This window comes from Pseudomonas fluorescens, assembly GCF_902497745.1.
GTDB classification, from domain to species: Bacteria; Pseudomonadota; Gammaproteobacteria; order Pseudomonadales; family Pseudomonadaceae; genus Aquipseudomonas; species Aquipseudomonas fluorescens_BM.
Window position 1 is genome coordinate 257702 of sequence record NZ_CABVHJ010000006.1, and the last position, 23943, is coordinate 281644.

Here is a 23943-nt window from a genome sequence, read left to right on the forward strand (position 1 = left end):
GGCGCTGCCGGAAGAACAGACATGGGATTGAAAGGCTGGGCGGGTTGTCTCGTATTTACCCTGTTGGCAGGCTCTGCATGGGCCACCGATCAGGCCCCGATCAAAGCGAAGGCTGAAGAAAAAGCCCAAGTGCTGGAAGAAAAAGCGGCGGACAAAGTCAGCGCCGCCCCGGCCCCGAAAGCCGAGGCCATCACCCCGACCGAAGTACAAGCGGTCGACCCTGCCGGTGCCGCGCCGCTGGACGATCCGATCACCTGTCTGGCGCGCAGCATCTATTGGGAAGCCAAGGGAAAGGACACTCCGGAAATGGAAGCCGTGGCCAGTGTGGTGATGAATCGCCTTGGCCACGAAGGCTTTCCCGACAACATTTGCGCCGTCGTCAAACAGGGTTCGGAAACCAAGAGCTGCCAGTTTTCCTGGTGGTGCGACGGGCGTCCGGATCAGGTCAAGGAGGATGCCGAATACACGCTGGCCAAGGATATCGCCCGCAAAGCGCTGAACCGCCAACTCAAGGATCGCACCAACGGCGCGCTGTATTTCCATGACCGCAATGTGCATCCGAGCTGGGCCAAGGAGTACCGCAGAACCGCTGAAACGAAAAAATTTCTCTTCTACAAACCTGCCGGTGGCGACGCGCGTTAAGCGCAGACTTGCCGTACACAATCGCGCAACCAGCGATGCGCCGGGTCGGCGTCCATGCGCGGATGCCAGAGCATCGACACGCTGATGTCCGGCATCGCGAAGGGCAGGGCGAAACTGTGCAGGCCCGTGCGCAGTTTGCTGGTGTGACGCTGCGGGACAGTGGCGATCAGGTCTGATTCACGCACCAGCGTCAGCGCCGCCGAGAATCCGCCGAATGAAGTGACGATGTCCCGTGTCAGCCCTAGCGCGAGTAACGCTTCGTCGACCGGGCCGCTGCTGCGCCCGCGTCGTGAGATAAGAATGTGCTCGCCGCCGGCAAAGCGCTTGCTAGTGATTTTTTCCGAGCTCAAGGGATGCCCCTCACGCACCACACCGATCCACTGATCCTGAAACAGGATGCGGCTGTGCAGCGTCGGGTCGGTGCTGTCGTCGACCACACCGGTTTCCAGATCGACACGACCCTCGCGCAGCGGCGTGCTGTCCTTGTCGGCTTTCTGCACAAAACGCAGACGCACGCCGGGCGCTTCTTCAGCGATGCGCGCGAGCAGGGCGGCAGCAAAGGTTTCGACAAAACCGTCGGTGTTGCGCAGGGTGAAAGTGCGTTGCAACCTGCTGGGGTCGAGCACTTCGGCAGGCTGTAAAACCGCCTCGGCATCTTGCACCAGATGGCTGACTCGTTCGCGCAATTCCAGTGCGCGGGGGGTTGGCACCAGGCCACGACCCGCGCGCACCAGCAACGGATCGCCCGTGGTTTCGCGCAGACGGGCGAGGGCGCGGCTCATGGCTGACGGGCTCAACCGCAGGCATTTGGCGGCGCGGGCGACGCTGCCTTCACGCAGTAACACGTCGAGGGTGATCAGCAGGTTCAGATCCGGAGTGCTCATGACATGGCGTTCCGTGCAGGTATCGAGTGCAAAGCATGCGTCTTGCGCCGTGTCTTGTCGAGGCTCAGGCTATGGCAGATCACTTTTGCGCGGCGAACCTCCCATGTCCCGAGAACCCCTGAGCACTCCCGCCCGCTGGGCGCTGACCAGTCTGGCCTTGTCGATGTTGATGCCGTCGCTGGACACCAGCATCGCCAATGCTGGGCTGCCAATTCTGGCGACGGCGTTTGATGCGACGTTTCAACAAGTGCAATGGATCGTGCTGGCTTATCTGCTCGCGATCACCACATTGATTGTCAGCGTCGGGCGGTTGGGCGATGGTTTTGGACGGCGGCGATTGCTGTTGATCGGGATTGGCATTTTCACCAGCACCTCGTTGGCCTGTGCGCTGGCACCGGGACTTGCTTGGTTGATCGGTGCACGAGCGGTACAAGGCGTTGGCGCGGCGATCATGTTCGCCTTGACGGTGGCGCTGGTGTCAGAAGCGGTGCCCAAGTCGCGGGCGGGCAGTGCGATGGGTTTGTTGGCGACGATGTCGGCGACTGGCACCAGTCTTGGGCCGTCGCTGGGCGGGCTGTTGATAACGCACGTCGGCTGGCAGGCGATTTTTCTGCTCAACGTGCCGTTGGGCTTGCTCAATGCGTGGCTGGTGTACCGCTATTTGCCGGCGGATCGGGCAGCGGGGCGGCGCATGGCGTTCGATTATTCTGGCAGCGCGGTGCTGGTTTTCACGCTGGCAGCCTATGCGCTGGCAATGACGCTAGAAGGTTTCACGTTGCCGTTGTTGCTGGCCAGCCTGTTCGGAGTCGGGTTGTTCGTCGTGGTCGAGAAGAAGGCCAAGGCGCCGCTGATTCGCTTGTCGCTGTTCAACGACGCGCGACTGAGCAGCAGCCTGACGCTGACGTTGCTGGTGACGACGGTGATGATGACCACGCTGGTGGTGGGACCGTTTTACCTGAGTCGCGGATTGGGCCTCAACAGCGCCGTGGTCGGCTTGGCATTATCGGTCGGGCCGTTGTTGTCCGCGTTTGGCGGTGTGCCGGCTGGACGTTTGGTGGATCGCTTCGGTGCGCGGCGGATCGTGCCGGGTGCATTGTTCGCCATGGCTTGCGGCTGCGCTTTGTTGGCGCTGTTGCCAATGAGTCTGGGGCTGCCTGGGTATTTGTTGCCGATCACCGTGGTCGCCATCAGTTATGCGTTGTTTCAGGCGGCCAACAACACCGGATTGATGGCCGGGGTTCGTCAGGATCAGCGCGGCGTGGTTTCGGCGATGCTCGGGCTGGCGCGCAACCTTGGGTTGATCACCGGCGCGGCAGTGATGGGCGCGGTGTTTGCGCTGGCAGCGGGGGATCCGACACAGGCGCCTGCAACGGCGATTGCCAGCGGATTGCACATCACTTTTGGCGTCGCGGTGGCGTTGATGCTCACGGCGTTGATCATCAGCCGAGCGCAGTTCAACGGTGGGAGCGAGCCTGCTCGCGAAGAGGCCCGCACAACCAACATCTCCGGTGACTGACACACCGCTTTCGCGAGCAGGCTCGCTCCCACAGGGGGGCGGGTTGATCGGTAGGTCTCCGGCCGAACCGAGATCAAGTGTGGGAGCGAGCCTGCTCGCGAAGAGGTCGGTACAGCCAATATCTCCGGTGACTGACACACCGCTTTCGCGAGCAAGCTCGCTCCCACAGGGATTTGTGGTGTGTTGGCTATTTATGTTGATTGCCGGGCCGGGAAGAACAGTTCGAAGCAGGTGATGCCATCGACACTGCTGGCGCTGTAGCGGCCCTGATGCAACTGCATGATGGTTGCCACGATCGACAGGCCCAGGCCGTTGGATTGCGCCGAACGCTCACGGGACTGATCGACACGGTAGAAGCGTTCGAACAGCCGCGCCAAGTGTTCAGGGGCAATGGTTGTGCCGTGGTTGCGCACCCGTAAATAACTGCCCTGCGGCTCGGCAATCACCTCCACCTGCACCGTCGAATTCGCCGCACCGTACTTGATCGCATTGGCACACAGGTTGGCCAGCGCGCGGCGCAACAGCATCGGCTCGGCCCAGATCACACCGCTGCCACGCGCCTCGATGCTCACGCCGACATCCGCCGCGAGGCCTTCAAAGTAATCGGCAATGCGCTGCATTTCATCCGCCGCATCCAGTTCCTGACGCTGGCTCAGGGCACTGGCCGGATCGGTGCGCGCCAGAAACAGCATGTTGTCGAGCATTCGCGTCAGCCGTTCGAGCTCTTCGACGTTGGAGGCGAGCAACTGTTGATAGGCCTCGCTGCTGCGATTCTGCTGCAGCGCAACCTGGGTTTCGCCAAGCAGATTGTTGATCGGCGTGCGCAACTCGTGGGCCATGTCGGTGGACACCTGACTCAACTGCGCAAAGCCCTTGGCGAGTCGATCAAGCATGGCATTGAACGCCTCGATCATCGGCTGTAATTCTCGTGGCGCACCGCTGTTGGCGAGGCGCTCGCCAAGGTTGCCGACACCGATGCCATGAGCGTGTTTCGCCAGTCGCCGCAACGGCAACAACCCGCGATACACCAACAAACAGCCCACCACCGCCAGCAACAGCGCCGCCAACGAAGCGAGGCCATAAACACTCAAGCGGTAATTGGCGAGCATCGCCGTGCGCTCGCTCATCAGGCGCCCGGTGGTGACTTGCAGACTGCCCAGTTCACCGGAATCGATACTTGCCGCCACCGCCGAAAACGGTACGCCATCGACGCTAGGCAGATGCTGCACGTCTTTCAGCGTCATCGCATGATCGACGGGCACCGCCGGCAGCGTCGGCGTGCTCAGATTGCCCGGGTTGACCACCAGCAGCGGCGGTTGCCCCGGCGCGCCGATGGTCAGCAGTGCTTCGCGGTTGCCGAGCATGTTCTGGAACAGCGCCGGTTTGTTCTTGATTAGCTCCAGGGTGTTGCTGTCGTTGAGGAAGGTGCGCAACTGATCGACGCGACTTACCAGCGCGGTGTCATCACGGCGGATCAACTGTTGCTCCAGTTCGTTGTACAGCGCGGCACCGAGTCCGGCCAGCGAAGCGAACGCAAGCAGGGCGAACACCAGTGCCAGGCGCAAGGTCAGCGAATAAGGGCGATGGCCGCTCATGGCTGCGTATCGAAGCGATAGCCGATGCCGCGCACGCTGTGGATCAGCTTGAGCTGGAACGGATCATCGATCTTCGCCCGTAAGCGGCGCACGGCGACATCGACGACGTTGGTGTCGCTGTCGAAATTCATGTCCCACACCCGAGAGGCAATCAGCGAACGGGCGAGAACCTGCCCGGTATGGCTGGCGAACAACTGCAGCAACGCGAACTCCTTGTTGGTCAGGGTGATTCGTACACCGGCACGGTTCACGCGGCGCTTGAGCACGTCGATCTGCAGGTCGGCGACTTGCAGCTGTTCGTCTTCATGAATCGGCCCGCGCCGGGTCAGGGTGCGCAAGCGCGCCACCAGTTCGGCGAAGGAAAACGGCTTGATCAGGTAATCATCGGCACCCAGTTCCAGGCCTTTGACGCGGTCGGCGATATCGTCGCGGGCGGTGAGAAACAGCACCGGCGTGTCGGCTTCCTTGCGCAACCGGCGCAGGACTTCCCAGCCATCCATTTTCGGCATCATCACATCGAGCACGATCACATCGAAACTGTGTTCCAGCGCCAGGTGCAGGCCGTCGGCACCGTCGCGGGCGAGACTGACGCTGTAACCCAGTTCCTGCAGACCGTTGAGCAGGTAGTTGCCCGCCTTGGGTTCGTCTTCGACAACCAGAATATTCATCGATCAGTCTCAATGGTCATTGATGCAGCCGCTGCCTTGTACCTGATAGTCCAGCACATGTTCGCGGCCCTGATGGTCGAGGTAATTCAATTGCGCCGGGACCACGCCGCACGCCTGTGAAATATCGGTGCTGGACAGTACTTTGTCGACATCCAGATTGACGTAGAAGCCGGATTTGTCATGAATCACGGCGTTGTCGGGCGTGTTCGCGGCGAACGCGCTGCCGTTGGCGAGGAGGGCGGTGAAGGCGAGCAGGAGGGTTTTCATGGTCAGTCACTCAGTGTTCGAAGTTGATCGGCATTGGCGCCGGGACAACTTCAGGCTACCGAGCGATCCGCACGGCAAACCGACAGCTGAATGACAAAGTTGTAATGAAACGGATGAAAACGGTTTAACTGAAGGAACACTATCCCTGTGGGAGCGAGCCTGCTCGCGAATGCGGTATGTCAGCACACATTTAAAGTGTCTGACCCAGCGCATTCGCGAGCAGGCTCGCTCCCACAGGGGATTTGTGGTGTTCGGTCAGCTCGCGTGGGTATTGAGAATGCTCGCCACCTGCTGCGGCTGGCAGTTCAGATACGGCGACGACTTCAACCAGCGCTGATCCGGATACCACGAAAACATGAACTGGCCGTTCTTCAGACGATCAATCACCTGTTTGGCAATTTGCGGCCGAACCGCCGGGCAACCCTGGCTGCGACCGATGCGCCCCTGTTTCTTGCTCCACAACGGATTCACATAACTGGCCGCGTGAATGACGATCGCGCGATCGCGGGCCATGTCGTTGAAGCCTGGCTCCAGACCGTCCATGCGCAGCGAATAACCGTGGGTGCCGCTGTAGCTTTCCTGGGTGCGGAACAGGCCGAGGCTGGATTGGTAACTGCCTTCGACATTGGAAAACTGCGTGGCGAAGTTTTCCCCGGAGTTGGAGCCGTGGGCGACCAGATCGCGCAGCACCAATTTCTTTTTGCTGAGGTCGAAGATCCACAGGCGGCGTTCGGTGGACGGTTGCGAATAGTCGATGATCGCCAGATGGCGGGATGGTTTCGCACCGTTGTTGACCGCGCATTGCATGGCGTTCAAAGCACCTTTCAGCGCTTGGGGATTGAGTTCTGGCGCGGCGTGCGCGAGGCTGGTGTAGAGAACCGGCGATGGTTTGCCGGCGGCAAAAACTGGACTGGTCACGACGATAGCGGTGGCAGTCAGCAGAAGTCGGCGCAAAAACGTCAACATTTTATAAAGTGTCCTCACTTGCTACTTATTTGGCACTTTGGCTCCTGACTCCCAGTCAATACCCGCAAGCCCGTCGATCGAGCCTGACTCTCAAGCGCACCTGATGTAAGGTTGGCCATCATCTGGACGGCCATGGATTGGAGTAAAGCAGTTGTTCAAAAAGTACGCATGCTACTTGAGCATTTGTTTGCTCGCTGCGCCGTTTGTCGCTTGTGCCGATGAGCCGTTGCCGCCGCTGGAGACACTGCCAACGCCACCGGCCGAAATGCCGGTCGAGCCGCAAAGCCCGTTGCAGGCCGTAATGATCAGCCTGGCGCAGTCTTGCCCGGCGATTGCCGCACAGCTCAACGGCCCGGCGCTGACGCAACTGCAAGCCTTCTACCAGCAGCAGGACTGGATGCCGGTGTGGGCGAGTGAGTCTGCGCGATTGCCGGTTTTGCAGGCGCAATTGCAGCTGTTGGCCGATGATGGCCTCAATCCGAAACGCTATCCGATCGCGGCCACGGCGCCGCAGGATGGCGAGTTGTGTGCCGACATCGACATCAGTCGCAACTATCTTCAGGCCCTGCAGGATTTGCACTACGGTCGCCTGCTGCAATCGCACTTCGAACCGCTGTGGCATGCCGACGCTACCCCGCGCGACCGTCAGGCGGAATTGTTGGCCATCGCCGTACCGGGCATGCATGACATTCCCGCTGCGTTCGACCTGGCGCGGCCGCGTCTGGCGCAATATCAGGATCTGCGTCAGCTCTACGCGGCGCAACGGCTCAAAGCCTTGCCGCAGTGGCAAGCGGTGGGCAACGGGCCGCTGCTGCGCCCGGATATGGAAGACCAACGCGTGCCGGAACTGGCTCAGCGTCTGTACAGCGAAGGTTATCTGACCCACGTCATTGGCACGCCCGGCAACGCTTATGACGGCATGCTGGTCGATGCCGTGAAGAGTTTTCAGGCCAATCATTCGTTGCAGGCCGACGGCGTTGTCGGGCCGGGCACGATTGCCGAACTCAACATCAGTCCGCTGACGCGCCGTGAACAATTGCGCGTCAACCTTGAGCGTTTCCGCTGGATGGCTCAGGACATGGAACCTAATGGCCTGCTGGTCAACGTCGCCGCCGCTGAACTGACGCTGTATCAGGGCGGCGTGCCGGTGTGGCAAACGCGCACTCAGGTTGGCCGCGCCGAGCGCCAGACGCCGTTGCTCAAATCGCGGGTGACACGCCTGACCCTGAACCCGACCTGGACCGTGCCGCCGACCATCTGGAAGGAGGACAAACTGCCGGAGATCCGCAAGGACCAGACCTTCCTCAGTCGACAGAACCTGCAAGTGCTCGACGCCAACGGTCAGCCGGTGGCGGCAGCGGACATCGATTGGGACAACCCCGGCAACATCATGCTGCGTCAGGATGCCGGGCCGCGTAATCCGCTGGGGCAAATGGTTATCCGCTTCCCCAACCCATTTTCGGTGTACCTGCACGACACGCCAAGCAAGGCGCTGTTCGAAAAAGGCCCGCGTGCCTTCAGTTCCGGCTGCGTGCGGGTCGAGCATCCGATGCAGTTACGCGATCTGCTGCTCACCCCGGCGGAAAAGGCCCGTACCGAAACGCTGCTGGCCACCGGCACCACCCACGAATTTCGCCTGTCGGCGCCGGTGCCGATCCTGATGACTTACTGGACGGCACAGGTCGACAGCAGTGGCCGCGTGCGTTACTCGCCGGATATCTACAGCCGTGACAGCGCCTTGCTCGCCGGGCTAGATCGGGCGCATTGAGCCTTAGCGGGTGCTTCTGTTCCAGAACACCCGCGCCAGCCACGCATCAATACTCAACTTGCCCGCCCCGGCGAACACCAACGGCAGTAGCGCGGCCAGGTAAATCGCCGGCAGCTTGAAGTTGCCGAAGCCTTTGTTGGTGATCGCATACCCCTGCGCCAGTTCGCTCAGCGACGACCAGTCTGCGGGCCAGTGCACGGCGGCGGTGGCTACGACCGTTACCACCATCAGCGAAATCGCCGAGATACGCGTGCCGAAGCCCACCAGAATCGCCAGCGCACAGATCAGCTCGGCCCACATCGACAGTTCCCAGTTCAGCGTCGCCGGCAGGTGATCGAAGGGGAAGGGAAATTTGTCCTGAATGTCTTCGAACCAGTTCTGCCCGTTGAATTTCTCCAGCCCGGATTCGAAAAACTCCCAGGCGATGAACAGGCGCAGGGTCAGAGGGGCGAGCCAGGTGCCGGCGCGATCGAGGTTCAGGTGCAAGCCTTTGACGGCGCTTGAAAGGGTGGTGGTCATGATGCTTCTCCGGTGGATTGGGCAAGTTGAATCGACCGGGGTATTTCAGCGTCGGGGTGTATCGGGGATGTGTCGGCGGGGTGGGGGAATGTGCTTTTGGTGTGTCTGCGGCTTCGGGATATACAGTGCGATACAGACAGCTTGCCCTCACCCCAGCCCTCTCCCGGAGGGAGAGGGAGCCGACCGAGGTGTCTTGCGTTATACATCGACCTGAAAAACCGAGTCGATTATGGATCTAAGTCTTGGCGATCATGGATACACAGACGCTATTTCAGGTCGACGTAAATCTCCAATCTCCCCCAATCAGTTCCCTCTACCTTTGGGAGAGGGTTAGGGTGAGGGCAGTCGATTATGGGTTTGAGAAGTCTTGGCTATTGTGGATTCAGAGGCGCTATTTCATGTCGGTGTAAATCTCCAATCTCCCCCAATCAGTTCCCTCTCCCTCTGGGAGAGGGCTAGGGTGAGGGCAACGGTTTCGGCACCCGCCACAAATACCAAGCCGCCACCGTCCGAAAAGGACTCCAGGCCAACCCGATCTCAACCATCTGCCTGCGCGTCGGCTGCACCTCCAACCCCTTCAAACGCCGATACCCCTCACGCACACCAAAGTCATCGGCCGGCAGAATATCCATGCGCTCCAGGCTGTAGATCAGCAACATCTCCACCGTCCAGCGACCCACCCCGCGCAAACTGACCAAGCGCTCGATCAGCACCTCATCGTCCATCGCCAGCGCCGTGGCGTAATTCGGCACCACGCCGTCCAGCGTCGCCTGGGCAATCCCATGGATCGTCGCAATCTTGCCCGCCGAAAACCCGCAACTGCGCATGCGTTCGAAATCCGTCGCAAGAATCTGCTCGGGCCGCGGAAACGATTGCCCAGGAAACAACCCCACCAACCGCCCGACAATCGCATCCCCGGCCTTGGCATGCAGTTGCTGATAAGCAATCGCCCGCACCAGCGACTCATACGGATCACGCGCCGGATGCGGTTGATGCAGGCACGGGCCGACCGCTGCGATATGGCGCTGCCAGTCCGCATCAAGCGCGGCCAGAAACTCGCTGGCCGCTTGATAGGCATCAGCCATGCTATTTCAGCAAGCCGTTGACTTCGCCATAGGTGAAGGCCTTGAGCTCATGGGTGTCGAGTTTGCCGCTGGCCAGAAAGCTTTTCACCAGCCCACCCATCGCGCCATAGAGGAATTCGGCAATGCCGGAACCCGCGCTCAAGCGGCGCACGCCCAGCGCTTGCAGTTCTTCAGGCGAAGGCAGGCAAGCGAAACCAAGGACATTGACTGGCAGCGCAGTGCCCTTGCAGATCGCCTCGATTTCATAGGCCGACGTAACGCCCGCTGCGAACAAACCATCAGCGCCGGCCGCTTGATACAGCTCCGCCCGATGCAGGGTTTCGGCGACGCGATCTTCGGCCGGGACGAGGCTCTTCAGATAGACATCGGTGCGCGCATTGATGAACAGCTGCACATTGCGCTTGTTGGCAACCTGTCGCGCCACTTCGATCTTGCGCGCGAGCAGCTCAGGATCGGCAGAACCGTCCTCGATATTGATCCCGACGGCACCCGCCGCGATCACCGCATCCAGCACTTCTGCCACGCGCCCGAGGTCATCGGAGTAACCGGCCTCGACGTCCACGGTCAATGGAATGCTGATGACCCGCGCGATCGATTCGACCGTCGACACCAGACGTTCGAGGGGCAGGGTGTTGCCGTCCGGATACCCATGGGCCCAGGCCACCGCCGCGCTGCTGGTGGCCACGGCTTTACCGCCCAGGTGCTCGACTAGTCGCGCACCGGTGGCGTCGGCGACGTTGGTCAGAATCAACAGGCCTTGCTGGTGCAACTGGTGAAACTGCGTAGCGAGCGCGTTCATCAAAAATCCTTTTTGTCAGTTGATGGGGTTGGTCAGAATGCCAATTGTTGGGTGAGTTGCACGGCGGCGTTTTCCAGCCGTAGCAGAAACGCTTTGCGCGGTTGTCCACCACCATAGCCGGTCAGCGAGCCATCCGCGCCGATCACCCGATGGCAGGGCACCACAATCGACAGTCGATTGTGACCGTTGGCCAGACCGACCGCGCGACTGGCGCCGGGTTTGCCCAAACCGGCCGCGATGGCGCCGTAGGTGCTGGTGTGGCCGTAAGGGATTTGCAGCAGCGCCGACCAGACCTGCCGGGCAAACTCGCTGCCGGGCAAGTGCAGAGGCACGCTGAACTCGCTGAGTTTGCCGGCGAAATACGCCGCCAGTTGCTGCTCGATCTGCTGCAAATGCGCGTTGTGCCCCGGCGCGACCGCGTAGCCGTAACGTTGCTGCAGTTCTTCGACTTCACGGGTCAGCGCCGGGCGATCAAGAAACTCCAGCAACACCAGTCCACGGCGTTCGGCCATGGCGATCATCGGCCCCAGCGGCGTGGTCAGCCGGGTGAACAGCAGCGGCTCGCTGTGTTCGGCGCGACCGGGGGTGATGTGGAAGGACTTCTGAAAGGCATCACGAAAACCGCTGAGCGATTCATAACCCGAATCAAACGCGGCGTGATCAATCGAGGTGCCTTGCTTGATTCCGCCCAGCGCCATGCCCAATCGGCGCGTGCGCAGCCACGCGTGAAAGGTCATGCCGAAATGCTGTTTGAACCAGCGCCGCAGCTTCAGCGGTTCGATGCCTTCGGCGAGCAACTGGGCATCGCTCCAGCGTACCTCCGGGTCGGCCTCCACGGCTTTGAGCAGGCGCTGCACCCAGTCCGGTGCGATGGCCGCCGCGTCCAGCGGTTTGCAGCGCAGGCAGGCGCGATAGCCCGCCGACAGGCAGTCATCGGCATGGGCGAAGAACTCGACGTTCTCCGGTTTCGGCTTGCGCGCCGTGCAACTCGGGCGGCAGAAGATCCCGGTGGTTTTCACGGCCGTGAAGAACACGCCTTCATAGGCAGTGTCGCGTTCGAGCATGGCGCGAACCATCTCGGCGTGGGGTGGCAGGACAGCGGTTTGTATGTTCATGGGCTGAGAGTAAAACCAGTTTGTCGATGGCTCCACCGAAAAATCGACAGTGAATTTTCAAATCCCCTGAACTACCGTGTAGGAGTTGCCGCAGGCTGCGATCTTGATCGTTCCCACGCTCTGCGTGGGAATGCAGCCCGGGACGCTCCGCGTCCCAAAATCCCAGATCGCCGCTATCGGCAGCTCCTACCGTTTGTTGAGGTGTGCCCGATGCATCCGTTTTCCATCCAACACATTGATCACATCGTCCTGCGCGTCGCGGACCTGCAACGCAGCATCGACTTCTACAACCGGGCCTTCGGCGCCGAAGTGGTCAAGCGCAACGAACCGCTGGGCCTGATACACCTGCGCGCCGGCACTTCGATGATTGATCTGGTCGACCTGCAAGGCGAACTCGGCCGCAAGGGCGGCGGGGCGGCCGGGGCCGAGCGGCGTAACGTCGATCACTTCTGCCTGCGCATCGAACCGTTTGATGAAGCGGCGCTCATTACACACTTGCAATCACACGGACTGAGCGTCGAAAAAGCCGCCCGCCGCTTCGGTGCCGAGGGCTACGGCTTGTCACTGTATTGCTTCGACCCGGACGGCAATCAGGTCGAACTCAAAGGTCCGTCCGAGGCTTAAGCGCGTTTGGCCATCAACAGCACCGAAGCCGCCGCCGACAGCAGGCCCGCGCAGCAACGATTGAAGATCCGTTTGCCGCGCGGCTCGGCGAACCAGCGGCGCATGTGCAGGCCCATCCACGCGTAAGCGCTGATGGCAATCCATTCCAGCAGCAGGAACAGTACGCCGAGCACAGCGAATTGCGCCGGCACTGGCCGCGTCGGGTCGACGAATTGCGGCAGAAACGCAGTAAACAACAGGATCGCCTTCGGATTGCCCGCCGCCACCAGAAACTCCTGCCGAGCCAACGCAAAGAACCCCACCGTTGCTGCGGTCACCTGCTGCTCGGCCTCAGGATTGGCCCGCCACAACTGCCAGGCCAGATACAGCAGATACGCCGCGCCGACGATCTTGATCGCATGGAACAGCCATTCCGAAGTCTGCAACACCACCGAGAGGCCCGCACCGGCCAGCGCAATCATCCCGGCGAACGCCAGAATCCGCCCGATGCGCGCCGTGCACGCGCGGCGAAAGCCATAACGCGTGGCGTTGCTGACCGACAGCAGATTGTTCGGCCCGGGGGCCATGTTCAGGGCAAAACAAGCCGGGAGAAACAGGGTGAGCGTGGCGAGATCCATGAAGGCACTCCAGAAACCAGAGCGATATTTTTATCACAGCCTCAACGCGCCCAGACCCATACAGTCACGCAACGCTGTCGCGGTACAGCGCCCGGCGCTGTTGGGCAATGCGGTCGAACTTTTTGCAGATGCCTTCACTCTGTATCAATCAGAGGGTGATGGTTTCGTCAGAAAGAACTATCCATCCGGTCAGATACGGCGATTGCCGTGTAAACTTTCGCCGACGTTGTACCCACCCCGTTTGGCCCCAGGCGGCCCCACCAAGAGCGATCTACATGCAAGCAAAGGCCCGTGAAGTTTATGTGCCACCGGTGCTGCAAGATCTGCGGGCCGGCACTGCCGAGCTGCACATCGCGCTGGAAAAACGCCTTCCTTTTTTCTCCGATACCCTCGATACCCAGGCTTTTGTGCGGTTGATGCAGGCCTATTACGGCTTCTATTGGCCCCTGGAAAACGCACTGCAACAAAGCGGCGCAGTCCCGGCCGATTTTGATCTGGCGCCCCGTCTCAAAGCACAGACATTACACGCGGATTTGCAGGCGCTGAGCGTATCCGCCGAGGCGCTGCGAAGCCTGCCGCACTGCCAGCAATTGCCGATCGTCGACTCAAGCGCTGCCTGCCTTGGCGTGCTCTACGTCCTCGAGGGTGCGACGCTCGGCGGGCAGATTCTGCGCCGCGAAATCTCTTCACGATTAGGCCTGGAAGCCAACAACGGCGCGGCCTTTCTTGATATCTACGGCGCCGCCACGGGTCGGCGCTGGCGTGACTTCATCGAATACCTCGGCAGTCGGCCAATGAGCGCCGCCGAGCGCGCCGCTGTCGTCACGGCAGCACAAACCACATTCAGCTGTTTCGAGCACTGGCTCGAAAGCCGGGAGGTACTGGCATGAACCCGCAAGACAAAGAAGCCTTTGAAGAACTGCTGGCCAACTGTGCCGATGAACCGATTCGTTTCCCCGGTGCGATCCAGCCTCACGGTCTGTTGCTGACCCTGAGCGAGCCTGCATTGGCGATCATTCAGGTCAGCGCCAACGTCGAAACCCTGCTGGCCCGCGCACCGCAAAGCGTGATCGGTCAGCCGCTGGAAAGTCTGTTGGGCGACGCTGAGGCGGCGCAAGTGCGCGAAGCCTTGCTGCAACCGTCGCTGTCCGACTTGCAGCCGCTGCGCTTCAGGCTCAACGGCACCGCGTTCGAGGGTTTGCTGCACCGCCATCAAGGCGTGCTGATTCTGGAACTGGAAATCCATGTGGAAAACTTCCAGCCGCGCAATGTCGCCGGCAACCAGACCCATCTGGGGCGCATGCTTCAGCGTCTGCAAGCGGCCACCACCTTGCAGGCGCTGTACGACATCAGCGTCAAGGAAATCCAGGCCATGACCGGTTACGACCGGGTGTTGATCTACCGTTTCGAAGAGGAGGGCCACGGGCAGGTCATCGCCGAAGCCTCCGACCCGTCGATGGAAGTTTTCAATGGACTGTTCTTCCCGGCGTCGGACATTCCCGAGCAGGCGCGCGAGCTGTATCGCACTAACTGGCTGCGGATCATCCCCAATGCCGACTACCAACCGGTGCCGCTGCTGCCGAAGTTGCGCCCGGACACTGACACGCCGCTGGACCTGAGTTTTGCCACGCTGCGCAGCGTATCGCCGATCCACTGCCAGTACATGAAGAACATGGGCGTGCTGTCGTCGATGAGCATTTCCCTGCTCAAGGGTGACAAGCTCTGGGGCCTGATCAGCTGCGGCAATCGTCAGCCACTGCATGTGCCGCACGAATTGCGCGCCGCGTGTCAGACCATCGGCCAGGTGCTGTCGCTGCAGATCAGCGCCATGGAAGCGCTGGAGATCAGCCGTCAGCGTGAAGAGAAAGTCGAGGCGTTGGCGCTGCTCAATCAAGCGATGATCGACTCGCCGCAAAATGTCTTCGACGGCCTGGCCAACCAGCCGCAAACGCTGATGGGGCTGACCAATGCCGGCGGCATCGCCATCATCGAAGACAAACAACTGCACCGCTACGGCAACTGCCCGGAACCGGAAGACATTCGCGCCTTGCACAAGTGGTTGCAGGACAGTGGCGAGGCAGTGTTTGCCAGTCATCATCTGTCTAGCGTCTACCCGCCGGCCGCGCAGTATCAGCAGGTGGCCAGCGGCGTGCTCGCCATGAGCCTGCCGAAACCTGTGGACAACGGCGTGTTCTGGTTCCGTCCCGAGGTCAAGGAAAACATCAATTGGAGCGGCGATCCGCGCAAGCCGCTGGACCTGGAAAACTCCGATGCCGGCCTGCGTTTGCGCCCGCGTACCTCGTTCGAAATCTGGAAAGTCGAGATGGCCGGGATCTCCACCAAGTGGAGCCACGGCGACTTGTTCGCCGCCAACGATCTGCGCCGTTCAGCACTGGAAAACGATCTGGCCCGGCAAGTACGCCGTGAGCAGGAAGCAGTGCGCGCCCGCGATGAACTTGTGGCCGTGGTGTCCCACGATCTGCGTAATCCGATGACCGTGATTTCGATGCTTTGCGGCATGATGCAGAAGGCCTTCAGCTCGGACGGCCCGCACACTTCACGGCGTATCTCGACGGCCATCGACACCATGCAGCAGGCTGCCGGACGCATGAACACGCTGCTGGAGGACTTGCTCGACACCTCGAAAATCGACGCCGGGCGCTACTCCATCACCCCGCAAAAACTCGACGTCGGGCAGATGTTCGAAGAGGCACAGGCACTGCTCGCGCCACTGGCGCTGGACAAGGACATCAGCATTTCCTTCGACGCCGATCCTGATCTGCGCATTCACGCCGACCCCGAGCGGCTGTTCCAGGTGCTGTCGAATCTGGTCGGCAACGCGATCAAGTTCACCCCGCGTCTGGGCAGTGTGGGCGTGCATGCCACGTCGGTCGGCGATGACATCGTGTTCACCGTGCGCGACAGCGGCGAGGGCATCCCCAAAGAGCACCTGCCGCACGTGTTCGACCGTTACTGGACGGTGAAAGAAGGCAACCCGACCGGCACGGGTCTGGGCTTGTATATCACTCAAGGCATCGTCGAAGCCCACGGCGGACGGATCTTCGCCGAGAGCGAACCGGGGCAGGGCAGCGAGTTTCGCTTCACCGTGCCGCGCCTGGACTGAGCGTAGATTTTTATGTGGGAGCGAGCCTGCTCGCGAATGGGGTTTGATCGTTCCCACGCTCTGCGTGGGAATGCCTCAACGGACGCTCTGCGTTCGGCTCTGGAAGGGACGCGGAGCGTCCCGGGCTACATTCCCACGCAGAGCGTGGGAACGATCAGGATCACAGGGGCATTTTCTTCAATACGGGGAACCGGGCGCTGGCTAGGGTGTGCACCTTGTTCCTCGATTTGAAGCAGGTGTGCGATGAGTCTGATTGTATCCATGGCGGCGTTTGCGCTGGCGGCGTCGATCACGCCGGGGCCGGTGAACATTGTGGCGTTGAGTTCCGGGGCGCAGTTCGGTTTTCGTGCCAGTCAACGGCATGTCGCCGGGGCCACGTTGGGGTTTGTGCTGTTGCTGGTGCTGATGGGCCTGGGTTTGCACGAGGTGCTGAAACTCTGGCCATTCATGACCCGCGTGGTGCAACTGGCCGGCGTGGCGTTTCTGCTGTTTATGGCGTGGAAACTGGCCGTGGATGATGGGCAGTTGAACGCCAAGGATTCCGGACGAGCGCCATCGATGCTCTATGGCGCGGTAATGCAATGGCTCAACCCGAAAGCCTGGCTGGCGTGTGTCGCGGGTATGGGCGCGTTTGTCGCCGATGGCGAGGCGCGGCTGGTGTGGCAGTTTGCGGCGGTGTATCTGGTGATCTGTTATCTGTCGGTGGGCTGCTGGGCGTATGCCGGGACGTTTTTGCGTGGGTATTTGAGCAATGCGGCGGGGATGCGCTGGTTCAATCGGAGCATGGCAGGGTTGTTGGCACTGAGCGCTATCTACTTGTTGTTCACTTGATCCTGTGGGAGCGAGCTTGCTCGCGAAAGCGGTGTGTCAGTCAATGGATGTGCTGACTGTTCCACCGCATTCGCGAGCAAGCTCGCTCCCACATTGATCGGGCGTCACTGCCGCAGGTTAGTCGAACGGCTGCTGAAAGGCGCCGCCCTCAATGTGATAAACCTTCGGCTCCTCGGAAAAATATTCCTCCAGCCCCAGCATGAACAGCCGATGGTCCTCACTCGCTTCAAACCCCGGCGTGTGATCCTCAAGGGACTGCCAGCGCACGATCAGATTGAACACCTCAGGCGTTTCGATGCCTTGTGCGAGCAAGTGCCCGCCGTAACCCTTGGCGCGTTTGAGCAACGGCTCGACCTCGGTAAACGCATGCCGAAACGCCGCAGTTTGTTCTGTGTGAACGAGCAGTAAAGCGATCTCATAAATCATGGTGTTCTCCTTGCACTGAGTTCAGCGATTGGCGAGTTCGGGTGACGGCGCGACAGCAATCGCGATCTTCCCTTGAACGCCGTTGTTGGGCGTTTCCAGCAAGGCATGGGCGAGACCGAGGTCGGCCAGCGGATAGACCGCGCCAACGTGTGGACGCAACTGACCGTTGGTGATCAATGCGTTTAGCTCATCGAGCTTGCCGCGGTTCTGTCGGGTGAACACGAAGTGATAGCTGGCGTTCTTGCCCCAGGCCTGAATAAGGTTTTGTGGCTGGGCAAGGTCGACGATCGATACCACGCGGCCAAGCTGTGCGAGGGCGTCCGGGCTGCGTGTCAGCGTATTGCCGCCAATGGTGTCGAACACCACATCGACGCCGCGTCCCTCGGTTTCGCGCAGGATCGCATCGACGTAATCTTCCTTTTTGTAGTCGATCAGCACATCGGCGCCCATGCGCTGGGCGAACTCGAAATTTGCTTCGCGTACGGTGGTGAAGACCTTCGCGCCGATGGCTTTGGCCAGCTGGATTGCGACATGACCGACGCCACCCGCGCCGCCGTGGATCAGAATGCTCTCGCCGACTCTGAGCGCCGCGCGCACAACCAGCGCTTCCCACGCCGTGCCGCCAACCAGACTCAGGCTCGCCGCTTCAAGATGGCTCAGTGTGGGCGGCTTCTTGCCGATAATGCTTTCGGCCGCCACGTGGTATTCGGCATAACTGCCTGGACCATCGAAAATCTGCGGGGTGTACCAGACTTCGTCGCCCGGTACGAAGGCTGTCACCCCGGGTCCGACGGCTTCGACAACGCCAGAAACGTCGTGCCCGGTAATGGCGGGGAGGGGCACCAGGTCGGCATAGTCGCCACGGCGCACCTGATAATCCAGCGGATTGATGGAGGTGGCGTGCACCCGCACCAGCACTTCGCCCGCTTGTGGCACTGGCTTGGGTACGTCACACAGTTCGAACGATTGCGCGCCGCCAAATGAAGTAAGGATCATCGCTTTCATTGCATTTCCTCGTTTCGGTAAAAAGGGATATCGGGAATTCTCGATATCTTGGGGCAAAAAATTACAGCTCGCTGCCGATGATCTCGGCCAGCGCACTGATCGCTGCTTCGTTACGTTTGTAATAGGTCCATTGCCCAATGCGTCTGACTTCGACTAGGCCGGCGCGTTGCAGCGTCGCCAGATAATCGGACACCGTCGACTGCGACAGCCCGACGCCCTCCTGAATACTGCTGACGCAAACACCCACCGTGTGCACGTCACCCTCATCCTGCGGAGGAAAGTGTTTCTCGGGATCCTTCAAGCCTTTGAGGATTTCCAGGCGTGTGCGGTTCGAGAGGGCTTTGAAGATTTCGAGTAGGTCCATGCCGCGACGATATCGGAATTTACCGATATGTCAATATTTGAATGTGTTGGCCAGCGATTGATCGTTCCCATGCTCCGCGTGGGAATGCCTCATCGGACGCTCTGCGTTCGGCTCTGGAAGGGACGCGGAGCGTCCCGGGCTGCTTTCCCACGCAGAGCGTGGGAACGATCAATCGGGGCAAGCCGTCAGCCGCGATATTGCCCGGGTGTTGCCGCCAGATGCTGTTTGAATGCTCGCTGAAAATGCGCCTGATCGGCAAACCCGGCTTCCAGCGCCACATCGGCAATCAACTGCCCGCTGCGCAAACGCTCGCGGGCGAACTGGATGCGCTGGTTGACCACAAAAGCGTGGGGCGTCATGCCGTAATGCTGTTTGAACGCGCGGATCAGGTAGGACGGTGAAAGCTCTGCCGCGGCGCAGATGTCGTCGAGGTTCAGCACTTCGGTGCAGTGTTCGCGGATGAAGTCCGCAGCGCGTTTCAGTTTGAAATTGGGTTCGCGCAGAGAGGGGCCGGCGGGGTTCAAACGCAGTTGCAGGTCGCTGAAAAACTCCACTGCTGCGCTCTGTTTCCGCAGCACATCCTGTTGCGGGTCGACCAACGTTTGATACAGCCCGTTCAGTTCGTTGAACAGCGCAGCATCATTGAGGTGAGTGGTGGAAAAACGCCGAAACTCAAGATTACTGGCAAAGCCCAACTGATGCTGCAAATCCGTCAGCCATGGCGTCTCGACGTACAGCATCACGTACGACCAAGGCTGGTCATCAATCGGATTGCACGCATGCACATCACCGGGATTCATCAGCACCACAGTGCCCGCCGCGACTTCGAACTGTGCCTGCTCATGCACATACGTGCTGCGCCCGGCAGTGATCGCACCGATGGAAAAATGCGCGTGGGAATGCCGCGCATAGCAGACGTCGCGACCATCGGCGATGGCCCGCGCTTCAATGAATGGCAGCGCCGCGTCACGCCAGAAACGCGGGGCTTTTTCAGGGTGTTTGGCGGCAGCGTGTTTCATCGTTGTTATTCCCGGCAGGCCAGGGCGCCAGTGTATTAGCTCTGGCCGGCAAAGGCCCGTTCCAGTTCGGCAATGTCGAGTTTTTTCATCTGGAACATGGCCTGCATCGCGCGCTGCGACTTGGCGGTGTCCGGGTCCAGCATCATTTGCATGAACGCCACCGGGACGATCTGCCATGACACCCCGAACTTGTCCTTGAGCCAGCCGCATTGCTGGGCCTCGACAGGGCCACCCTCGGACAGGTTGCCCCAGAAATGGTCGACTTCTTCCTGATTCTGGCAATTGACCTGAAACGAGATCGCCTCGCTGAATTTGAACATCGGCCCACCGTTGAGCCCGGTGAAAGTCTGGCCGTCGAGTTCGAAACTGACGGTCATCACCGCACCTTCCGGCTTGCCGTGAAACTCCTGGCCGACCTTGCTGTAGTGGGTCAGGCCGGTGATTTTCGCGTTATCGAAGATCGAGCAGTAAAACTTCGCGGCCGCTTCGGCCTGATCGTCGAACCACAGGCAGGGCGTGAGTTTCTGAAAGCGTTGCATGGCAGTCATCCTCGGCAGGTTAGACACGCTGGATTAACAGCGTAGTCAGTCCCTGGTCGATTGCCGGTGCCGTAGATCGACAAGTTGCGCTTCAGAAATCCCAGCGCGCGGACAGTTGCAGGTTGCGCGGTTCGCCGTAGAAACCGGTGCCGAAATTGCCCAGACCGGTGTAGTAGCTCTTGTCGAAGAGGTTCTTGATGTTGAGCGAAGTGCTCAGGTGCTCGTTGAAGCGATAGCGCGCCATCGCGTCGACCAGGTAGTAACTGTCCTGCGTGATGCGCACGTTCTGCTCGGTGCCGGGCTGGAATACGTCGCCGAAGAATTCGCTCTGCCAACTGACACCGCCGCCCAGGGTGAGGTTTTGCCAGGCGCCGGGCAGGCGATAGCGGCTGAACACCCGCACCAATTGCTCGGGCGCGGTGGTTTGCAGGATCGAAGCGTAAACTGGATCGCCCTTGGCATCGCGCGTGTGGTTGTAGGCGTAGCCGGCGGAGAGATTCCAGCCGTCGGCGATTTCACCGGCCAGTTCGAACTCGAAACCCTTGGTCGTCGCGCCTTGCACGGCCCGGTACACCGCCTGATTGTCGAAGCCGCTGACCTGTTCGGCGATGTTGTCCTGCTCGATGCGGAACACGGCAAAACTGGCGTTGAGCCGACCTCCGAAGTATTCAGCTTTTATCCCCGCTTCGTAGCTATCGCCCTGTACCGGGTCGAGTATCTGGCCCGTGGCGTCCTTGCTCAGTTGCGGTTGATAGATGCGCGTGTAGCTGGTGTAGAGCGAGTAGGTGTCATCGAGGTCATAGACAGCACCGGCATACGGCGTGATCACACCGGTCTGGCGGTAGCCGTCGCGGACATTGGCGGTGTTCGGGTCGCTGTAATCGAGATGGTCGCTGCCCCTGAAATCACTGACGCGTGCGCCGAGGATCAGTGCCAGATCGTCGCTGACCCTGAAGCGCGTCGAGAGGTATGCGCCGGTCTGGCGTTGGCGGATGGCGTCCGTACCGATTTGCGGGATATCCGGTTTGGCGAACTCGCCATGCCAGTCGAAAATGCTGCCGTTGAGCGGCGGGTACACCGAGCCGTAAACCGGGTTGTCCTGGCGCGTGTTCATCGCCATGAAACCGACCAGCAACTGATGATCACGACCGAACAGGCTGAACGGCCCGCCGAGGTTGATATCGAGGTTGTCCTGCACCTCGTCGCCCTTGAATTTGCCCATGTAGAGGAACATGCCGTCGCCGCTCACCGGGTCCGGATTGCCGCCACTGGCGGAGCCGAGCAGGGTGTCGTGCTCGCGGCGTTTGCGGTCGTAGCTGATTTTCAACGCCCAGTCGTTTTGCAATTGCCGGGTGAGGGCGGCAAACAAGGTCTGGTTGATAAAGTCGCGGCGGCTCCAGTCTGTGGCCGGGTTGAACGAGCGCGAGAAATTCGTCCGCGAACCGTCGCTGTAGAACATCGGGAAACCGGTCCAGGTGGCACCGCGTGAGCGGGTGTCCTGTTGATCGAAACCAACGGTCAACAGAGTGTCCGGGTTTAGGTCGGCTTCGACGATGGCGTAGGCGATGTCCTTGCTGTTCTGGTAGTGATCGGCGTAAGCGCTGCGTTCCTGATGAACGCCGACGAAGCGTGCGCGCAGGTTGTCGTTCAGCGGCCCTGCGATGTCGAACTCGCTGCGGTAGTTGTCCCACGAACCAACGCTGCCGCTGAGTGCGGCTTTGAACGCGGGGGTAGGGCGTTTGCGGATCAGGTTGACCGTGGCTGACGGGTCGCCCGAACCGGTCATCAATCCCGTGGCGCCCTTGATGATTTCGACGCGATCGAAGGTCGCCATGTCGGTGCTGGTGGTGCCGTAATCGTAGACGCCGTCGTAGTCGGTGTTGACCCCGTCGTACTGGAAATTGGTGATCGGCGCGCCACGGCTGGAAAACTCCCAGCGCTCGCTGTCGTAGTTCTGCACGCTGATGCCCGGCGCGCGGCGCAGCACGTCGGCGATGCCGTTGGCGCCCTGATCGTCGAGTTGCTGGCGAGTGATCACCGTGACCGATTGCGGGGTTTCGCGCAGGGACAGCGGCAGACCGGTGGCGGAGGCGCTGACGCCGGTGGTGTAGGCGTGAGTGTCCTCGGTGATGGCGCCGAGGGTTTTGCCGCTGATGGTGGTGGCATCCAGTTGCAGTGGGGCTGCAGAGGCTGTGCTGCGCAGGACGTAGCCGCCGCCGCTTTGCCGCTGCGCTTGCAGACCGCTGCCATTGAGGAGGATGTGCAAAGCCTGTTGCGGGGTGTAATCACCGCTCAGACCGGCGCTGCGTTTGTCTGCCGCCAGATCATTGTGCCCGGCGATAAACACGCCACTCTGCTCGGCGAAATGGTTGAGCACTGTGACCAATGAGCCGGGAGCCACTGCGTAATGCTGCTTCTGCACATCTGCCCGCGCCATCGACACGCACAACCCCGGCACGGCGGATGCCATGGCCAGAGCAAAACGACAGCGGGCGAGGGTGGCGCGCAACATGGAGTTCCCGAAAGCGATCAACGAAATGAGGGCTGCTGAGGGTTAACCGAATGAATCCGCAAAAAGGGAATCGGGGTGTGAAAAATCCTCAGGCTTTCGGCCCGACGCTGACCCACCAGTTGAAGGTTTCGTCGATGCGGATCGGCAGCGCCGCTTCCAGAAGACGCAAGGCTTGATCGGTGTCCTTGAGCGGAAACGAACCCATCACCGACAAGTTTGCCACCGCCGGATCACAATGCAGATGTCCCGGGCGATGACGGCTGAGTTCTTCGATCAGTTCACCCAGCGGCAGGTTATCGGCCAGCAACACGCCCCGGCGCCAGGCTTCGCGCGCTGGATCCGCTGCAGACGCGGTGTACAACCGGCCGGCGCTGAATACCAGTTGCTGACCGGCCTGCACCACTTGGCTTTCGCCTTGGTGGTTAGTGGCCTCAACGGCGCCCTCGTAGACATTCAGCAGCGTGTGGCGATCCGTCTGGCGCACGCTGAAACGCGTACCCAGTGCACGCATCCGGCCATGTTCGGTCTCGACCCAAAAGGCTCGCCCAAGGTCTTTTGCGGTATCGATCAGGACTTCACCGGCGCGCAGTTGCAGCAAGCGCTGACGCGCATCGAAGCGCACGTTCAACGCGCTCAAGGCGTTGAGCCAGATTCGACTGCCATCGCTTAGCGTAGCTTCGCGGGTTTCCCCGGTGCCGGTGGAGAGATCGGCGTTCAAGCGTTCGACCGAGTCCAGCAGCGGCGTATTGCGCCCGACCGCCCAGCCCGCCAGCCCGGTGGCCGCGAGAATCAGCAAGCCCTTGAGTGACTGACGGCGGCTGATCGAGCTGCGCGCACTGTTGCGCAGGGCGTGGCTGACGGCTTCGCTTTCGCTCTGCAATGGCGCGAAACGCTGGCCGACCCGTTCGACATAACGCCATGCGGCCTGATGCTCCGGACTTTGCGCCAGCCACGCCTGCCAACGCAGACGCTCAGGCTCGGCGACCTGCTCGTCATGCAATTGCACGTACCAGTTGGCGGCCTGCTCGAGGCTGGCGTGGCTGAGTTTGTTCACGGGG

24 protein-coding genes are annotated in these 23943 nt (G+C 60.9%); 7 read left to right on the forward strand and 17 right to left on the reverse strand.

Annotation, left to right across the window (positions count from 1 at the left end):
- The first annotated feature begins 21 nt into the window (after positions 1-21).
- Positions 22-642, forward strand: coding sequence for a cell wall hydrolase (locus F8N44_RS11950; RefSeq protein WP_150650447.1), 621 nt, complete (start codon positions 22-24; stop codon positions 640-642).
- Here F8N44_RS11950 and F8N44_RS11955 read toward each other — a convergent pair.
- Complete coding sequence (locus F8N44_RS11955; RefSeq protein ID WP_150650448.1) at positions 639-1526, reverse strand: LysR family transcriptional regulator; 888 nt, start codon at positions 1524-1526, stop codon at positions 639-641. The two genes, F8N44_RS11950 and F8N44_RS11955, sit on opposite strands and share 4 nt — an antisense overlap.
- A 103-nt stretch (positions 1527-1629) precedes the next feature.
- Between F8N44_RS11955 and F8N44_RS11960 the strand changes: the two genes are divergently transcribed.
- Positions 1630-3042 (forward strand): MFS transporter, encoded by a 1413-nt coding sequence (locus F8N44_RS11960; protein WP_150650449.1) that lies wholly within the window; start codon positions 1630-1632, stop codon positions 3040-3042.
- A gap of 191 nt (positions 3043-3233) precedes the next feature.
- On the opposite strand, the gene F8N44_RS11970 is transcribed toward F8N44_RS11960, so the two are convergent.
- From F8N44_RS11970 to F8N44_RS11985, 4 genes are all read right to left on the reverse strand, one after another.
- On the reverse strand, positions 3234-4637 hold the full coding sequence (locus F8N44_RS11970; protein WP_150650450.1) for a heavy metal sensor histidine kinase: 1404 nt from the start codon (positions 4635-4637) through the stop codon (positions 3234-3236).
- Positions 4634-5305, reverse strand: coding sequence for a heavy metal response regulator transcription factor (locus tag F8N44_RS11975; RefSeq protein ID WP_150650451.1), 672 nt, complete (start codon positions 5303-5305; stop codon positions 4634-4636). The genes F8N44_RS11970 and F8N44_RS11975 overlap by 4 nt, the downstream gene beginning before the upstream one ends.
- A gap of 9 nt (positions 5306-5314) precedes the next feature.
- Complete coding sequence (locus tag F8N44_RS11980; protein ID WP_150650452.1) at positions 5315-5572, reverse strand: DUF2790 domain-containing protein; 258 nt, start codon at positions 5570-5572, stop codon at positions 5315-5317.
- Positions 5573-5827: 255 nt separating this feature from the next.
- On the reverse strand, positions 5828-6538 hold the full coding sequence (locus tag F8N44_RS11985) for a murein L,D-transpeptidase catalytic domain family protein (RefSeq protein WP_150650453.1): 711 nt from the start codon (positions 6536-6538) through the stop codon (positions 5828-5830).
- Positions 6539-6689: 151 nt separating this feature from the next.
- Between F8N44_RS11985 and F8N44_RS11990 the strand changes: the two genes are divergently transcribed.
- A complete protein-coding gene (locus tag F8N44_RS11990; protein WP_150650454.1) occupies positions 6690-8306 on the forward strand; it encodes a L,D-transpeptidase family protein in 1617 nt (538 codons plus the stop codon).
- 3 nt (positions 8307-8309) lie between these two features.
- On the opposite strand, the gene F8N44_RS11995 is transcribed toward F8N44_RS11990, so the two are convergent.
- From F8N44_RS11995 to F8N44_RS12010, 4 genes are all read right to left on the reverse strand, one after another.
- Positions 8310-8825 (reverse strand): DoxX family protein, encoded by a 516-nt coding sequence (locus tag F8N44_RS11995; RefSeq protein ID WP_150650455.1) that lies wholly within the window; start codon positions 8823-8825, stop codon positions 8310-8312.
- Positions 8826-9280: 455 nt separating this feature from the next.
- Positions 9281-9910, reverse strand: coding sequence for a DNA-3-methyladenine glycosylase family protein (locus F8N44_RS12000; RefSeq protein WP_150650456.1), 630 nt, complete (start codon positions 9908-9910; stop codon positions 9281-9283).
- A 1-nt stretch (position 9911) separates the two neighbouring features.
- Positions 9912-10709, reverse strand: coding sequence for an isocitrate lyase/PEP mutase family protein (locus F8N44_RS12005; protein WP_150650457.1), 798 nt, complete (start codon positions 10707-10709; stop codon positions 9912-9914).
- Between the two features lie 32 nt (positions 10710-10741).
- Positions 10742-11824 (reverse strand): bifunctional transcriptional activator/DNA repair enzyme AdaA, encoded by a 1083-nt coding sequence (locus F8N44_RS12010; protein ID WP_150650458.1) that lies wholly within the window; start codon positions 11822-11824, stop codon positions 10742-10744.
- Between the two features lie 210 nt (positions 11825-12034).
- On the opposite strand from F8N44_RS12010, the gene F8N44_RS12015 reads away from it, so the two are divergent.
- A complete protein-coding gene (locus tag F8N44_RS12015; protein WP_150650459.1) occupies positions 12035-12448 on the forward strand; it encodes a VOC family protein in 414 nt (137 codons plus the stop codon).
- On the opposite strand, the gene F8N44_RS12020 is transcribed toward F8N44_RS12015, so the two are convergent.
- Positions 12445-13065: a LysE family translocator gene (locus F8N44_RS12020; RefSeq protein ID WP_150650460.1), complete on the reverse strand. Its 621-nt coding sequence runs from the start codon at positions 13063-13065 to the stop codon at positions 12445-12447. The genes F8N44_RS12015 and F8N44_RS12020 overlap by 4 nt on opposite strands.
- A 275-nt stretch (positions 13066-13340) precedes the next feature.
- Here F8N44_RS12020 and F8N44_RS12025 point away from each other — a divergent pair, with 275 nt between their 5' ends.
- From F8N44_RS12025 to F8N44_RS12035, 3 genes are all read left to right on the forward strand, one after another.
- The gene (locus F8N44_RS12025) at positions 13341-13955 is read left to right on the forward strand and encodes a biliverdin-producing heme oxygenase (RefSeq protein WP_150650461.1); all 615 of its coding nucleotides are present in this window, start codon (positions 13341-13343) and stop codon (positions 13953-13955) included.
- The gene (locus F8N44_RS12030; protein ID WP_150650462.1) at positions 13952-16189 is read left to right on the forward strand and encodes an ATP-binding protein; all 2238 of its coding nucleotides are present in this window, start codon (positions 13952-13954) and stop codon (positions 16187-16189) included. Before F8N44_RS12025 ends, F8N44_RS12030 begins: the two co-directional genes overlap by 4 nt.
- Before the next feature lie 243 nt (positions 16190-16432).
- Positions 16433-17020 carry a LysE family translocator gene (locus F8N44_RS12035; RefSeq protein ID WP_122600306.1) on the forward strand — a complete coding sequence of 196 codons (588 nt, stop codon included), beginning with the start codon at positions 16433-16435 and terminating at the stop codon, positions 17018-17020.
- A 117-nt stretch (positions 17021-17137) separates the two neighbouring features.
- On the opposite strand, the gene F8N44_RS12040 is transcribed toward F8N44_RS12035, so the two are convergent.
- From F8N44_RS12040 to F8N44_RS12070, 7 genes are all read right to left on the reverse strand, one after another.
- Positions 17138-17446, reverse strand: coding sequence for an antibiotic biosynthesis monooxygenase family protein (locus tag F8N44_RS12040; RefSeq protein WP_150650463.1), 309 nt, complete (start codon positions 17444-17446; stop codon positions 17138-17140).
- Positions 17447-17467: 21 nt separating this feature from the next.
- Positions 17468-18451 carry a zinc-dependent alcohol dehydrogenase family protein gene (locus F8N44_RS12045; protein ID WP_150650464.1) on the reverse strand — a complete coding sequence of 328 codons (984 nt, stop codon included), beginning with the start codon at positions 18449-18451 and terminating at the stop codon, positions 17468-17470.
- Between the two features lie 61 nt (positions 18452-18512).
- Entirely contained in the window at positions 18513-18815 is a 303-nt protein-coding gene (locus F8N44_RS12050; protein ID WP_007910618.1) for an ArsR/SmtB family transcription factor, read from the reverse strand.
- A gap of 185 nt (positions 18816-19000) precedes the next feature.
- Positions 19001-19834, reverse strand: coding sequence for an AraC family transcriptional regulator (locus F8N44_RS12055; protein ID WP_150650465.1), 834 nt, complete (start codon positions 19832-19834; stop codon positions 19001-19003).
- Between the two features lie 35 nt (positions 19835-19869).
- Positions 19870-20373 carry a VOC family protein gene (locus F8N44_RS12060; RefSeq protein ID WP_150650466.1) on the reverse strand — a complete coding sequence of 168 codons (504 nt, stop codon included), beginning with the start codon at positions 20371-20373 and terminating at the stop codon, positions 19870-19872.
- A gap of 91 nt (positions 20374-20464) precedes the next feature.
- On the reverse strand, positions 20465-22885 hold the full coding sequence (locus F8N44_RS12065; RefSeq protein ID WP_150650467.1) for a TonB-dependent siderophore receptor: 2421 nt from the start codon (positions 22883-22885) through the stop codon (positions 20465-20467).
- 88 nt (positions 22886-22973) lie between these two features.
- Positions 22974-23939, reverse strand: a complete 966-nt coding sequence (locus tag F8N44_RS12070) for a FecR domain-containing protein (RefSeq protein ID WP_150650468.1) — start codon at positions 23937-23939, stop codon at positions 22974-22976.
- Positions 23940-23943: the final 4 nt, after the last annotated feature.